General features: G+C 36.4%; 16 protein-coding genes. 1 reads left to right on the top strand and 15 read right to left on the bottom strand.

Annotated features, from left to right (window positions below; translation table 11 throughout):
* Position 1 precedes the first annotated feature (1 nt).
* The 15 genes from fabZ to KUA55_RS04315 all read right to left on the bottom strand — a co-directional run bounded on the left by fabZ (position 2) and on the right by KUA55_RS04315 (position 12664).
* A complete protein-coding gene (gene fabZ / locus KUA55_RS04385; protein ID WP_218324968.1) occupies positions 2-424 on the bottom strand; it encodes a 3-hydroxyacyl-ACP dehydratase FabZ in 423 nt (140 codons plus the stop codon).
* A gap of 9 nt (positions 425-433) precedes the next feature.
* Positions 434-901, bottom strand: a complete 468-nt coding sequence (gene accB / locus KUA55_RS04380; RefSeq protein WP_218324967.1) for an acetyl-CoA carboxylase biotin carboxyl carrier protein — start codon at positions 899-901, stop codon at positions 434-436.
* Positions 902-907: 6 nt separating this feature from the next.
* Positions 908-2134, bottom strand: a complete 1227-nt coding sequence (gene fabF / locus KUA55_RS04375) for a beta-ketoacyl-ACP synthase II (protein WP_218324966.1) — start codon at positions 2132-2134, stop codon at positions 908-910.
* A gap of 16 nt (positions 2135-2150) precedes the next feature.
* Complete coding sequence (gene fabG, locus KUA55_RS04370) at positions 2151-2882, bottom strand: 3-oxoacyl-[acyl-carrier-protein] reductase (RefSeq protein ID WP_218324965.1); 732 nt, start codon at positions 2880-2882, stop codon at positions 2151-2153.
* On the bottom strand, positions 2866-3810 hold the full coding sequence (gene fabD / locus KUA55_RS04365) for an ACP S-malonyltransferase (RefSeq protein WP_218324964.1): 945 nt from the start codon (positions 3808-3810) through the stop codon (positions 2866-2868). Before fabD ends, fabG begins: the two co-directional genes overlap by 17 nt.
* A 54-nt stretch (positions 3811-3864) precedes the next feature.
* Positions 3865-4092 carry an acyl carrier protein gene (locus KUA55_RS04360; protein ID WP_218324963.1) on the bottom strand — a complete coding sequence of 76 codons (228 nt, stop codon included), beginning with the start codon at positions 4090-4092 and terminating at the stop codon, positions 3865-3867.
* 45 nt (positions 4093-4137) lie between these two features.
* On the bottom strand, positions 4138-5097 hold the full coding sequence (locus KUA55_RS04355; RefSeq protein WP_218325439.1) for a beta-ketoacyl-ACP synthase III: 960 nt from the start codon (positions 5095-5097) through the stop codon (positions 4138-4140).
* 2 nt (positions 5098-5099) lie between these two features.
* Positions 5100-5540: a fatty acid biosynthesis transcriptional regulator FabT gene (gene fabT / locus KUA55_RS04350; RefSeq protein WP_218324962.1), complete on the bottom strand. Its 441-nt coding sequence runs from the start codon at positions 5538-5540 to the stop codon at positions 5100-5102.
* A gap of 221 nt (positions 5541-5761) precedes the next feature.
* On the bottom strand, positions 5762-6925 hold the full coding sequence (locus KUA55_RS04345; protein WP_218324961.1) for an SAM-dependent methyltransferase: 1164 nt from the start codon (positions 6923-6925) through the stop codon (positions 5762-5764).
* A gap of 123 nt (positions 6926-7048) precedes the next feature.
* Positions 7049-7279 (bottom strand): YkuJ family protein, encoded by a 231-nt coding sequence (locus KUA55_RS04340; protein ID WP_218324960.1) that lies wholly within the window; start codon positions 7277-7279, stop codon positions 7049-7051.
* Between the two features lie 93 nt (positions 7280-7372).
* Entirely contained in the window at positions 7373-8236 is an 864-nt protein-coding gene (locus tag KUA55_RS04335; protein WP_218324959.1) for an NAD(P)-dependent oxidoreductase, read from the bottom strand.
* Between the two features lie 28 nt (positions 8237-8264).
* Positions 8265-9494 (bottom strand): glycosyltransferase family 4 protein, encoded by a 1230-nt coding sequence (locus tag KUA55_RS04330; protein ID WP_218324958.1) that lies wholly within the window; start codon positions 9492-9494, stop codon positions 8265-8267.
* An 18-nt stretch (positions 9495-9512) separates the two neighbouring features.
* A complete protein-coding gene (locus tag KUA55_RS04325) occupies positions 9513-10553 on the bottom strand; it encodes an LTA glycolipid anchor biosynthesis glycosyltransferase, IagA/BgsA family (RefSeq protein ID WP_218324957.1) in 1041 nt (346 codons plus the stop codon).
* Between the two features lie 117 nt (positions 10554-10670).
* Positions 10671-12398 (bottom strand): phosphoenolpyruvate--protein phosphotransferase, encoded by a 1728-nt coding sequence (gene ptsP, locus KUA55_RS04320; protein WP_218324956.1) that lies wholly within the window; start codon positions 12396-12398, stop codon positions 10671-10673.
* A complete protein-coding gene (locus KUA55_RS04315; RefSeq protein WP_218324955.1) occupies positions 12398-12664 on the bottom strand; it encodes a phosphocarrier protein HPr in 267 nt (88 codons plus the stop codon). The genes ptsP and KUA55_RS04315 overlap by 1 nt, the downstream gene beginning before the upstream one ends.
* Positions 12665-13073: 409 nt before the next feature.
* On the opposite strand from KUA55_RS04315, the gene KUA55_RS04310 reads away from it, so the two are divergent.
* Positions 13074-15311 carry an ATP-dependent Clp protease ATP-binding subunit gene (locus KUA55_RS04310; RefSeq protein ID WP_218325438.1) on the top strand — a complete coding sequence of 746 codons (2238 nt, stop codon included), beginning with the start codon at positions 13074-13076 and terminating at the stop codon, positions 15309-15311.
* The last annotated feature ends 2 nt before the right edge of the window (positions 15312-15313 follow it).

Here is a 15313-nt window from a genome sequence, read left to right as displayed (position 1 = left end):
CCTATCCAATCATAAAGGTTAATTCCGCTTCTGCGACTTTTTTACCGTCAACATATGCGATTCCTTTGCCCATTCCAGCATTGGCTTTTACCTTTGTTAGTTCTACTTCTAAGATTAATGTATCTCCTGGTGTAACTTTTCTTCTAAATTTTGCTTTATCAATACCGCCAAAGTAAGCAGTTTTGCCTTTGAAATCTTCCAAAGAAAGCAAAGCAACTGCGCCAGCTTGCGCCATTGCTTCAATAATTAACACCCCTGGCATTACTGGTTCATGAGGGAAATGACCTTGGAAAAATGGTTCGTTCATAGAAACATTTTTCTTGGCTTTAATACTTTTTCCAGCTTCTAATTCTTCCACCCGATCGATTAATAACATAGGGTAGCGATGAGGAATAATTTCTTTAATTTCTTCGATTGTAAGCATAATTTTCTCCTAACTAATTCTGAAGAGTGGTTGACCATATTCAACAACTTCTTCGTTTTCGACTAAAATTTCGGTAATTGTACCATCAAATTCAGAAGTGATTTCATTTAATAATTTCATCGCCTCAATAATGCAGATGGTTTCGCCTTTTTTGACAGTATCACCTAAGTCTTTAAAGGCTGATTGATCTGGTGCCGGTTTTAAATACACCACCCCAACAATTGGGGAAGAAATAATATCGCCAGTTTTTGGTACTGTTGTTTCAACCGTTTCAACAATGGTTTCGGTTGTTTCGACAACTGATGGGGTCACAGATGTTGGTCCTTCTGTGGCTACTTCATTGTTGGTTGTTTGCACTTGACGGCTCGTTTTATTTTTATTCATGTACAATTCAAAATTGCCTTCACGTAAGTCAAATTCAGTTAGTGAAGATTGATCAAATTGATTCATTAAATCTTTTACACCTTGGATATCCATTAACTTCTAATCCTCCCAACGCTTCAAGCAAATCACTGCGTTGTGACCACCAAAGCCCAGTGAATTACTGACTGCGTAGTTTACCTTCGCATCTTTAGCTTCGTTTACAACAATATTTGCTTCCACTTCTTCGTCTAATTCAGTAACGTTAGCAGTTGGTGGAATAAATTGATGCTGTAAAGCCATTAATGTTGCTACCGCTTCGACCCCGCCAGCTCCACCTAATAAATGACCAGTCATTGATTTTGTTGAGCTAACATAAGTATCTTTTGATAAAGCTGCTACAATTGCTTTACTCTCTGCTTTTTCATTAGCTTGTGTACTTGTTCCATGAGCATTTACATAATCAACATCCGTTGGAGAAATACCAGCTTCTGTAATTGCTTCTGTAATTGCTCTAGCTGCCCCATTACCATCTGGTGATGGTGAAGTCATATGATATGCATCGCAAGTAGCACCGTAACCAACAACTTCGCCTAAAATATTGGCTCCACGTGCTTGAGCATGTTCTAAAGATTCTAAGACTAAGACTCCAGCACCTTCACCCATCACAAAACCTGTCCGTTTTTTATCAAAAGGAATTGATGCTTGATCTGGATCAGTGGCCGTACTTAAAGCCGTTAAAGCTGCAAAGCCCGCAATTCCGATTTCATTAATACAAGATTCGGCTCCACCGGCCACAATCACATCTGAGTAACCGTGTTTAATATTGCGGAAAGCTTCACCGATTGAATGCGTCCCACTAGCACAAGCACTAACTGGGCTATAACAAATTCCTTTTGCACCAATTCTTAAAGCCACATTTCCGGCAGCCATATTGACAATTGCTAAAGGAACAAACATTGGTGACACTCGAGCTGGGCCTTTGTGATCCATTTTGATTACCTGGTCTTGTGTCGTTCCCAAGCCACCAATTCCTGAACCAATTAAGACACCAAAACGTTCCATGTTTTCTTCTTCCGTATTGATACCACTCATAGCCATCGCTTCTAGTGTTGCGTAAATTGCATAAAGTGAATATTTTTCCATCCGTTTCGTATCTTTTTTGACGAAATATTTTTCTAATGGAAAATCTTTAACCTCACCAGCTAAAGTAACACCAGTTTCTTCAGCATCAAAAGAAGTAATTGGACCAATTCCGTTATTTGCTGTTTTCAAACTATTTAAAAATGTTTCTTCGTCATTTCCAATTGGAGAAGTGACACCAAAACCTGTAATAACTACTCGATTCATTTTGTTCAATCCTTTCTTACATTACCATTCCGCCGTCAATATTTAGCACTTGTCCAGTGATATAAGGACTTTCTGCTAAAAAGACAGCTGCATCAGCGACATCTTGACTATCTCCAAAACGTTGTAATGGAATTTGGGTGATGGTTTGTTCTTTAACTGCATCACTTAATTCATTACTCATATCAGTCACAATAAATCCCGGTGCAATCGCGTTACAAGTGATACCTCGAGGGGCAACTTCGCGAGCAACAGATTTAGTGAAACCAATTACGCCAGCTTTACTTGCTGCATAGTTGCTCTGACCAACATTCCCGATTAAACCAACTACACTGGCCATATTAATAATGACCCCTTCACGCTTTTTCATCATTTTCTTTAAAACTTGTTGCGTCATATTGTACGTACCTTTTAAATTCACATCAATACAAGCTGCAAATTCTTCTGGCTTCATGCGCAATAATAATTTATCGTTGGTTATCCCAGCATTATTAACTAGTACATCGACTGAGCCTAATTGTTCTTCAGTTTCCTTTATCATAGCAGTTGCATCTTCGTAAGAAGCAATGTCGCCAGTCACTGAAATACATTTTACCCCAAGTGCTTCAATTGCCTGAATCTTTTCTGGTGCCATTTGGCTACGGCTATTTAAAGCAATGTTGGCACCTTTCTTAGCAAATGCTTCAGCAACACTCCAACCGATGCCTCGACTACTACCAGTTACTAAAACAACTTTATTGGTTAGCTCCATTTGACCCTCCTAAAAATGTGATGGTTTGTTCTAAAGTTTTAGAATCCTCTACTCGGCTTGTGGCAATGGCACGATCAATCTTTTTGATAAAGCCAGTTAAGGTTTTACCTGGACCAATCTCCACCATTTGTTCAATACCCATATTTTTTAAAGTCACAATACTGTCGCTAAAACGGACAGGTGACATTACTTGCTTAGTTAATAGTGCTTTAATCTGATCCTGCTGCATGATTTCAGCAGTCGTATTAGAAATGACTGGAATGTCCATTTCTTTAAATGTAATAGTTTTTAATTCTTCCGCCAATCGATCACTCGCCGATGCTAACAAAGCGGTGTGAAAAGGACCACTCACATTTAATGGAATCATTCTCTTAGCCCCTGCTGCAGTTAATAATTCTTCGGCCTTTTCAACTGCTGCAACTTCGCCACCAATAACGATCTGTTGTGGTGTATTATAGTTTGCTGGTGTGACAATCCCAAATTCACTAGCTTCTTTACAACATTTTTCAATTGTTTCAGCTGGCGTATTCATCACAGCGACCATTTTTCCACTTCCGGTTGGCGCTGCTTCTGCCATATATTGACCACGCTTATGAACAAGTTTTACCGCATCAGAAAAATCTAACGCTCCACTAGCAACTAAGGCCGTATATTCTCCTAAACTTAAACCTGCAGTAGCATCTGCTGTAAAGCCTTTTGACTTCAATAAACGTAAAAAAGCAGTGCTAACAGTTAAAATTGCGGGTTGTGTATATTTTGTTTCATTTAATTGCTCATTTTCCGTAAAGCATAAATCAGCGACTGAAAAACCTAGTAAATCACTCGCTTCAGTGAAGGTATCTTTTACAATTTGCTCTTGATTGTATAATTCTTGACCCATGCCGACATATTGTGCCCCTTGGCCACTAAATAAAAAAGCAGTTTTCATATTAATCTCCTAGAAAAAAAGACCAGGCCTAAGCCTAGCCTAAAATTTTATTGATTATGCAGTTTGTTGCTTTTCAACGTATTCAACTAAATCTTTTACAGTAGCAATTCCGTCTTCTGTTTCGATTTTCACGTCAAATTCGTCTTCGATTTCATTGATGATTTGGAATAAATCTAAGCTATCTGCTTCTAAGTCTTCTTGGATATTTGTTTCTAATTTCACTTCGTCTGCTTCTACCCCTAGTTCTTCAACAATAATTCCTTGGATTTTTTCAAATGTCATTATAAGTTCCTCCACTTAATTTTTAATTTTAATATTTTTAACTCATTACAGCTGGACAAGTAGGTTACCCCACGTTAAGCCGCCGCCATAACCAGTTAGACACACAGTTTGGTTGCCTCCTAATTGAAGGACTTGTTGTTCAACTAATTCATCTAATAAAATTGGAATGCTAGCAGCTGATGTATTGCCATAATTCATTAGATTCATAGGAAATTTTTCAATTGGTTCTTTTAATTTTCGCGCCATTTTTTCGATGATTCGTTTGTTTGCTTGATGGAATAAATAATAATCCACCGTTGGTTCATCAGCAATAAATTTTTTCAAACTTTTCGTCACATCATTCATTGCAAAATTCCAAATACCGCGACCATCCATTTGTAAATAACTATCTTTTTCTTCCATTTCAAAAACATTCTGACTATTGTGATAACCAGAGGTCAAGCTTTGTGCTCTTTGTCCGTCAGCTTCCAGCGACATTTTTAAAATGCCTGGTTCAGAACTTGCTTCTAATAAAACTCCTGCTGCACCATCACCGAATAATACCGATGTGCCACGATCATTCCAATCAAGCAATTTTGAAATTTTTTCGCCGCCAATAATTAAGCCTTTTTGCATCCCGCCTTGAATAAATTTCTCGGCAGTTGTCAAAGCATAGACAAAACCAGAACAAGCTGCGCTAATATCAAATGCCATTGCATTATGAGCACCTAGTTGTCCTTGAACCATACAAGCTACCGAAGGACATGTATAATCTGGCGACATCGTAGCAACGATAATAAAATCAATTTCTTCAGCCGATATAGCAGCCTGAGCAATTAATTTTTCAGCAACTTTTAAACATAAATCTGACGTATTTTCTTCAACCGCAATATGGCGTTGTCTGATACCAGTTCGACTGGCGATCCATTCATCAGAAGTTTCCATAAAACTAGTTAAGTCATCATTGGTTACAACTTTATCTGGTAAATAACGTGCGGTTGCGGTAATTTTCCCATATTGGTTCATACTCATTTGATTTCCTCTAAGTAACTGTATAAATTTATTAAAGCTCGTAAGAATACTTCTTGTTCGTCATCATTTAAATCTTTAATCGCCCGTTTCACCATTTCACGATGAAAATGCTGATGAACTCGAAAGACTAGCTTCCCTTTTTTTGTTAATGCTAATTTTACTACCCGACGATCATCTTCACTACGGATCCGATCAACATAACCTTTTTTTACTAAACGATTGATCGACGTGGTCAAAGTTCCTACCGTCACTAATAACTCTTTTGCAACTTCAGTAGTTGTTTTCTTCTTATACATGCCAATCGCATCAAGCGTATGCATTTCAGTAATCGTCAAATCACTAAACTGTGATTTTTTTAGTTCATTTTCTTCAATCGACAAAACGTCATTAAAGATTGAAACCAAGTAGGTATTTAATTCTTCCCAGTTATGTTCCATGACCCTCACCTAATTAGTTTGATTATCAAATCATTTGACTCTCAAACTATATCTTAAATCATTTGTGAATGCAAGGTTATTTCTTTAAAATTTATTTAAAATCTTAATGGAAGCAACTTCACACACGTATCAGCTGTATTAATTACTTTGATATCCAAGTTAATTTTAACCAAAAAAAAGAGTGACGCAAGTCTTTTAACTTACGTCACTTTTTATAAATTTTATACGTTACGATGCATTGGAATCGAATTATTATTAGCATGAACTAATAAATACTGATCCACATCAATGTTACTTGATTGGAATGATGCTGCACAAGCCTGCAAGTATAAATCCCACATGCGGTAAAAACTTTCATCACTTTTAGCAACGATTTTATCTTTAACTTGATGGAAATTTTCAGTCCAGTGTTCTAAAGTTAATTGATAATCTCGGCGTAAACTTTCTAAGTCAATTAATTGCAAATCATTTTCTGTAATGTGCCCAACGATCTCAGTCACACCTGGAATGTATCCGCCTGGAAAAATATATTTGTTAATCCATGCATTTTTTGCGCCGCCTTGTTGACGGCTAATTCCATGAATAAGTGCTGTTCCTTCAGGCTTCAAGCAATCATTTACTTTAGTAAAATATTCACCTAAGTTTTCACTACCGACATGTTCAAACATACCTACACTAGTAATATGATCAAATTTATCTGTCATATCGCGGTAATCCATCAAATAAACAGAGACTTGATTTTCTAATTTTTCGTCTTTTATAATTTTTTGAATATGGTCATACTGTTCTTCACTTAAAGTGATTCCCGTTGATTTTAAACCGTACTCTTTAGCAGCAATTAAAATAAGCGTACCCCAGCCACAGCCAATATCCAATAGTGTTTCACCAGGATTGGCATGTAATTTATTTAGGATGTGATGAACTTTATTTATTTGTGCTTGCTCTAAGGTATCTTGCGGTGTTTCAAAATAAGCACATGAATAAGTCATTGTTGGATCTAACCACAGCTCATAAAACTGATTGCCTAAATCATAATGACTGTGAATATCTTCTTTACTTTGTTTCTTTGTATGCTTTTCTTTTGGTAACCATTTTTTAAAATTTTTATTTGCAAAAAAACCATTGGCTTGCTTATAGACATCGTAAATTAAAGCTTGTATGTTACCTTCAACTTCGATTTTCTTACTCATATAGGCTTCACCTAGCGCAAGCGAAGCATTGTTAGTTAAATCTTTAACTGGAATTTTTTCATTAAATTTAATTTTAAAAACTGTTTCACCGTCATTGTTACCATATTCTTTTACTGAACCGTCCCAAAAGGTAACTTCGGTTTTTTCTGAAAATGATGGTTTAAATAATTGATTATATACTTCTTTTTCTAACATTTTTTTCCCTCCATTACTATATATATAATGACTGGAAATGAAAAATTTTACAAATATTTTGCAGCGAATTTCCGGGAAATTTTTACAAAAAAAACAAGCCATATTTTCAGGCTTGTTCCTAAACTATTGAATCAAATCGTAAATCTCCATCGCAACGATATCGATATTATCAAATTGGTAAGATTGCTTACTGTCAGATTCTGTTAATTCGAAAGTTTCGGTTGAACTATCATATGTTACAGTACATTTTTCAACGCCTTCTTTTTCAAAACGTCTTACTTGTACTTCGCTGTCAGTTGACTCTGTCATTGCTTCCAAACGCTTAATAATGGCAACTAATTGTGAATGTTTCATCTAGATGCCCCCTTTCCAATTAATTCTTGTATATTGTATCAAATCCATCTAATTTATGCATTGATTTTCGACAATTTATTTCAATTTATTTGTTCAGTCTTTCCACCATAGTTTGATTAAGCTTTGTGTACCTAAATTTTCAAAACCATCAGCTGCTAATTTTTCGTAAAGTTCAGTAGCTAGTTCAGTGGCCGGTAGATCTAAATTCATTTTTTTGGCTTCATCCAAAGCAATTTTCAAGTCTTTAATAAAATGTTTAACAAAAAAGCCCGGTGAATAATCTTGTTTTAAAATTCTGGGACCATAATTTGCCAATGACCAATTTGATGCTGCGCCACCGCCTAAAGTCTCAATCACACTATTTAAATCTAATCCCACTTTATCAGCATAGACTAACATCTCCGTCATACCAGTCATTGTTCCAGCAATCATAATTTGATTGGCCATTTTAGTATGTTGACCCAAGCCAGCACTACCGTGAAGAGAATAACTTTTACCCATGATATCAAATAATGGTACTACTTTATCGAAGGTTGCTTGGTCGCCGCCAACCATGATTGTTAAGGTGGCATTTTGTGCCCCTAAGTCGCCACCAGAAACTGGTGCATCTAAACTTTCAGCGCCAGCTTCTTTAGCAGTTTGATAAATTTTCTCAGCTAAACTGGGCGAAGAAGTGGTTAAATCAACTAAAACTTTATCTCTCACAGTTACACTAAAGACACCATTATCGCCGTAATAAATCTCTTCAACGTCACTTGGATAGCCAACCATTGAAAAAACTACCTCACTACTTTCAGTAGCTTTTGCTGGTGTATCTTGCCAAACAGCTCCCTTAGCGACTAATTCATCTGTTTTGCTCTTTGTCCGGTTATATACCGCTACCTCATGTCCTGCTGCTAAAAAATGTTTAACAATTGATTGTCCCATGACACCAGTGCCGATAAATCCAATTTTCATCTTAACTTCCTCCATGTTTCTATTTTTTTTACTTGCTATTAGAATTTTTCAATGAAGTTAATTTCATTCTTACCTTTTCTACAGGTGCTGTTTTATTTTCTGTTTCAAGTTGATAATGAACAAGCATTTCTTGGTAAAAATCTTGCATATCTTCACCGAATTTTTCAGCTGAAATCTCTTTTAACTTCTGTGCCCGATCTGACGTATTCAAAGAAATATTCCTCTGAACATATTCAATAAATGTTTTAGCAAAATCTTGATCATTTTTATAAGTAACACCTAAGGAAGGTTTATCAAATAATTGATTGAGATACTCATTGCCTTCCACACAACATTGCAAACCGGATGCAATCGCTTCTGCATATGTTAGTCCTTGTGTTTCAGACGTTGATGCACTTACAAAATAATCCGCTGCATGATAATAGAGCGAAACATTTTCATGAGGAACTTCCCCTGTAAAAACAACTGATTTCGAAATGTTTAAATCTTCAGCCATTTCTTCCAAATCTTTACGATAAGGACCCTTTCCCACAATTACCAATCGAACATTTGGTAAAGCTTCAAGTACTTCAGGAAACTGTTTGACAATCACTTGGATGTTTTTCTCATATGAAATACGGCTCAATGACAACGCCATTATTTCATCAGATGAAATTCCTAAATCTAACCGTAACTGATCGGTCATTTCCTTAGTAATATCTGGCCGCAAATATTGTTTTATATCAATCCCAGTCGGAATCACCTTCATCGGGATATTCACATCGTAACGTTTCAAGGTATTTACCACCCGTTCACTGGGACACACGACTCCGGTTGAATGGTTAACAAAGCGGCCAATAAAATATTTAACTGCACCTGGTCGAACAACTTTTCCATTGGCAATATAATGTAAATAATCCTCATACATAGTGTGATAAGTATGAATCACTGGAATCTCTAAACGATTAGCCACCATTTTTCCTAAAAAGCCAGCCCCAAATTCTGTATGGGTATGAATTAAATCCAATTGTAAATCTTTGGCCACTTGATAAGCAAACCACATTCCTCGAACAACTATTCTGCGATCCTTAAATGAGACAAAAGGGACACTTGGCATACGCACGATATCTTTTTCCAATTCCAAAGCATCGGGATCAGTCGTCGTGAATATGTAAACCTCATGACCTAATTTTTCTAATTCGATTTTCAACGTTCGAATAGATGTTGATACTCCGCTGACTTGCGGAAAATAAGTATCTGTAAAAAATCCAATTCTCACACTTCTTCCTCCAAGCTATCACATAATCCGTCGATAAATTTCATGGTTATAAGGTAGATCCAGTACTGATTGATAGACGGTTTGCAATTCTTTACCAATCTCATTAATACTTTTTGTTTGGGCAGTCCTAAATCCTGCTAAACTTACATTCGGTAATTTTTTTTCAGTAATTTTCCTGATTAACTCTTGAAACTCTTGGTTATTATGACCCATGTAACAATTATAACCATTTTTCAGCCACCCTTCATAGACTGGTATGTCTCTGACTAAAATTTGTTGCTGACTAGCTAAAGCTTCTAAGACAACAATACCTTCTGTTTCTTCATAAGAAGGAAAGAAAAATAAATCAGCCGCTGAATAGGCCCCTTCTATAATATCACCGTTGATATACCCAGGGAAAATGACATTTTCAGGATGATCTTTCTTCACGATTTTACGAATTTTATGGGGAATTGATGCCATTGGAACATGACCAAACCAAATAAATGTGTAATCTGGCATGTTCTTTGCAATTTCTACAAAATCAATAATTCCTTTTCGTTCAAAAAACAAGCCAACACAAATAATTACTTTGTCACTAGCCGTTAATTTGAAGTGATCACGAAAGAGCGTTCTTTTTCGTTCATCAGGGTAATACTTTCGTAGGTCAATCCCATTTGAAATTGCTGCAATTGGTTGTTTTAACCCATAATTTTTCAATAACTTTCGCGAGTATGATGTTGGCGTAATAATAAAATCACTTTCTTGATATAAAGATACCAGCCATTTTTTAAATAGCGGTGCCATTTGATTAGATCCTACAAAAGAATTACGAAAATCTTCTTCTGTTGAATGGGCATGATAAATAATTTTCTTGCCATTTTTCTTTGCCTTTTTCACTAATTGATAACTCTTCGGTCCATAGGTGTTCACGTGTAAGATATCATAATCTTCCGCTTTAGGATTCGTAGTAAAATCAATTCCGACTGATTGTAATGCTCTTTTTTGATGGGCCTCAGCTCGACCGATCCCAGATTTCCCAATGACATTTTGGCCTTCAAAATATAATAATATTTTCATGGTAACCTCCTGTAATCAAAACCCATTATACCATAGCCAGATTTTTATACGCTCCAACCAGAGACTGAATTCAAAAAAAAAGAGCATTGTCTTTTTCAGACAATACTCTTTAGATGATTATTTTACGTATTGATTTACTAAGTCAACAACTTCTTCCATTGTATCGCAATCATTTAATGCTTTTTCAGCAAGTTCTTGCATGTCTGTTGTTGTTAAACGTTTCATTAAGCTACGTGTTTTTAAGATAGAAGTGGCACTCATTGAGAACTCATCCAGACCCATACCCATTAAAATCGGCACAGCTGTTTGATCGCCAGCCATCTCACCACACATACCAGCCCATTTACCTTCAGCATGTGCTGCATCAATAACATTTTTAAGCAAACGTAGAATTGATGGGTTGTATGGTTGATATAAGTATGAAACTTGTTCGTTCATACGGTCTGCAGCCATTGTATATTGAATTAAATCGTTGGTACCAACGCTGAAGAAATCAACTTCTTTAGCAAATTTATCTGCTAAAACAGCTGCCGCAGGAATTTCAATCATAATCCCTACTTGAATTGTATCAGAAACTTTTACGTCTTCTGAAATCAATTTAGCTTTTTCTTCTTCATAAATTTTCTTAGCTGCTCTAAATTCTTTCAAAGTAGCTACCATTGGGAACATAATCCGTAAGTTTCCAAAAACAGAAGCGCGTAATAATGCCCGTAATTGTGTACGGAACATACCATCACCTAATTCAGATAAACTAATTCGTAATGCCCGGTAACCTAAGAAAGGATTCATTTCATGCGGTAATTTCAAATAAGGAAGTTCTTTATCTCCACCGATGTCCATAGTCCGAACAACGACAGGTTTTCCATCCATACCTTCAATAACTGCTTTGTAAGCTTCAAATTGATCTTCTTCAGTTGGAAAATCTGGTGCATCCATGTATAAGAATTCTGTACGGTATAAACCAATAGCTTCAGCGCCATTAGCGTGAACACCTGCCAAATCTTTTGGCGTACCGATATTTGCAGCTAATTCAAAATGCTTACCATCAGCCGTAACTGTTTCAGCATCTTTTAATTTTTCCCATTCTGCTTTTTGAGCAGCATAGGCTTCGCCAACTTTGATAAAATCATTGGCTTGGTCTTCGGTTGGATTAACAATAACTTCACCAGCGATACCATTAACCGCTAACTGATCGCCTTCTTTAACTTTGGCAGTAATTTCTTTAGTTCCCACGATAGCAGGAATTTCTAAAGAACGAGCCATAATTGCAGAATGTGAAGTACGACCGCCAATATCAGTAACGAAAGCTTTTACAAAGTTTTTGTCTAATTGGGCTGTATCACTTGGAGTCAAGTCATGAGCCACAACGACAACCTCTTCATCAATCATTGACGGATCTGGTAATGTTACGCCCATTAGATGTGCTAAGACACGTTTAGCAACGTCACGAATATCGGCTGCCCGTTCTTGCATATAAGCGTTATCATCCATTGCCTCAAACATACCAATATACATATCAGTAACTTCTTTCAAGCTACTTTCTGCATTGACTTTGTTATCGGTAATGTGTTGTTTAATTTGTCCGATCATTTCTGGATCAGATAATACCATTAAATGTGCATCAAATACTTGTGCTTCTTCTTCACCTAAGCTTTTTGCTGCTTTATCCCGAATTTTTTGTAATTCTGCAGAAGAAGCTGCCAAAGCGTCATCTAAACGCTTTTCTTCGGCAGCCACATCTTCAATATTATTCTTTTTAAAAGACAAATCCGGTTGTACTAGCAAGTAAGCTTTCGCAACGGCAACTCCGTCACTAGCGGCAATACCTTTTAGCATTTCAACCATTATTCAGATAGTCCTTCTTTCTTCATAGTTTCTACGATCGCTTCGATTGCTTCTTTTTCGTCAGCACCTTCAGCAGAGATAGTAACATCAGAGCCCTGACCAACACCAAGAGACATTACGCCCATGATTGATTTAAGGTTAACAGATTTACCTTTATACTCTAAATTAATATCTGAGTTGAATTTACTTGCTGCTTGCACCAATAATGTTGCAGGGCGCGCGTGAATACCTGTTTCAGCTACTACGTGAAAATCTTGTTTTTCCATCTTGACCATTCTCCTTTATAATAAGAAAGTAAAATTTATGTTAGGGCTTTTAAAACACCTTTAGCCTTAGCCCTTCATTTCATTAGATTACCATTTTTTGAATTTTGATACAACAATTTTAATTAAATAAATTCAAATTAATGTATCCCCTTTCTTTTCGGCTTGCGGCAAAAAAATAATTATTGTTTCTTTTTAATCATTCATAAAAATTTATAAATATGCTATTTAGCACTCTTTTGATTCAAGTGCTAATTTTTTGAGCAAAACCCTTGATTTTAAATTTAAAGTCAGTATAATAAACTCAAGGTCAGTGAAAGTCAAACTTATGGCCGCAACTTTTACAGCGTATCTTTTTACGTACGCCCTTGCTAGTTGTAAAATAAAAGAAAATACTGAAAGGGTGAATGCGATGCTTTGCCAAAACTGTCATATAAACGAGGCAACAATTCATTTATATGCAAATGTCAATGGACAAAATAAGCAACTAGATTATTGCCAAAGTTGTTATCAAAAATTAAAAAATCAAGCAAGTGGAGGTGCTCCGCAAATGGCCCAAAATGATCCTTTTGGATTTGGTAGTTTAGATGATTTATTCCGTAATATGTCTAACCAAATGAACCAAGGTAGACAAGGTCAACCTGATCAAACACCACCAACACAATTTGGTGGCGGAAATGGATTGAACAATCAACCCCCTCGTAATGGTGGCGGTGGACTACTAGATGAATATGGTATTAACATTACAAAACAAGCACGTGATGGTGACATCGATCCGGTTGTAGGCCGTGATGATGAAATTCAACGTGTGATTGAAATTTTAAATCGACGGACAAAAAATAATCCAGTTTTAATTGGTGAACCTGGGGTTGGTAAAACAGCTGTAGTAGAAGGTTTAGCACAAAAAATTGTTGACGGTGACGTTCCTCAAAAACTAATGGACAAAGATGTCATTCGTTTAGATGTGGCTTCATTAGTTCAAGGTACTGGTATTCGCGGACAATTCGAAGAACGGATGCAAAAATTAATCGAAGAAATTCGCTCTGCTGAAAACATCATCTTATTTATTGATGAAGTTCATGAAATTGTTGGCGCTGGTGCTGCCGGAGATGGCAATATGGATGCAGGAAATATCTTGAAACCAGCTTTAGCTCGTGGCGAATTACAAATGGTTGGCGCGACTACCTTAAACGAATACCGTATTATTGAAAAAGATGCGGCATTAGAACGTCGGATGCAACCTGTTCGAGTGGAAGAACCTTCTGTTGAAGAAACAATTGAAATCTTGAAAGGTTTACAACCTCGCTATGAAGATTATCACCATGTGAAATATACAGATGATTCAATTGTAGCTGCAGCTGAACTTTCAAATCGCTACGTGCAAGATCGATTTTTACCAGATAAAGCTATTGATTTGTTAGACGAAACTGGTTCAAAGAAAAATTTAACTATTCAATTGGTTGATCCAAAAACGATCGATAAAAAACTAGCTGAAGCTGAAGAACAAAAGAGATATGCTTCTCAACAAGAAGATTTTGAAAAGGCTGCTTATTATCGTGACCAAATCGATAAATTACAAAAAATGAAAGAAAAACAATTAACCGACGAAGAAACTCCTGTCATTACTGAAAAAGACATGGAGGAAATTATCGAAAAAAGCACTGGCATTCCAGTTGGCGAACTAAAAGAAAAAGAACAATTACAGTTGAAAAATTTATCTAATGATTTGAAAAAACATGTCATTGGGCAAGATGAAGCAATTGATAAAGTGGCGAAAGCGATTCGTCGTAACCGGGTCGGTTTAAATAAGAAAAATCGTCCAATCGGTTCATTCCTATTTGTTGGACCAACCGGTGTTGGTAAAACTGAATTAGCTCGTCAATTAGCGAAAGAATTGTTTGGTTCTGATGAATCAATGATTCGCTTTGACATGAGTGAATATATGGAAAAACACAGTGTCTCTAAATTAATCGGTTCTCCTCCAGGCTATGTTGGTTATGAAGAAGCCGGTCAATTAACTGAACAAGTACGTCGTCATCCATATAGCTTAATTTTATTAGATGAAATTGAAAAAGCACATCCAGATGTACTTCACATGTTTTTACAAATCTTAGATGATGGTCGTTTGACTGACTCTCAAGGTCGAACTGTCAGCTTCAAAGATACAATCATTATTATGACAAGTAATGCCGGAACTGGTAAAATCGAAGCTAATGTTGGTTTTGGTGCTGCTAAAGATGGCGTCACTCGCTCAGTTTTAGGACAATTAAATAATTTCTTTGCACCAGAATTCTTAAACCGTTTTGATGCGATTGTAGAATTTGGTACTCTATCTAAAGAAGGCCTAATGGAAATTGTTTCCTTAATGCTAGATGATGTCAACGCAATGTTGGCACCACAAAAAATTACGATTGATGTACCGAAAAATGTCAAAGAAAAATTGGTTGAATTAGGATACGATCCTGCAATGGGTGCACGTCCATTGCGTCGGACAATACAAGAAAATATCGAAGACGGGATTGCCGAGTTTTATTTAGACCATCCAACAATTCATGAATTAAAAGCAAAACTTGATAAGGATGATCGGATCGTGATTACTTCTAAACCAGAACGTTTGGCTAAAGAAGATACTGCGACAAAAGAAGAATAACC

Origin of the sequence: Enterococcus alishanensis (assembly GCF_019218635.1) — a bacterium.
In the GTDB taxonomy this organism is placed as follows: Bacteria; Bacillota; Bacilli; order Lactobacillales; family Enterococcaceae; genus Enterococcus_A; species Enterococcus_A alishanensis.
This window is presented reverse-complemented; position numbering and strand designations above follow the sequence as displayed.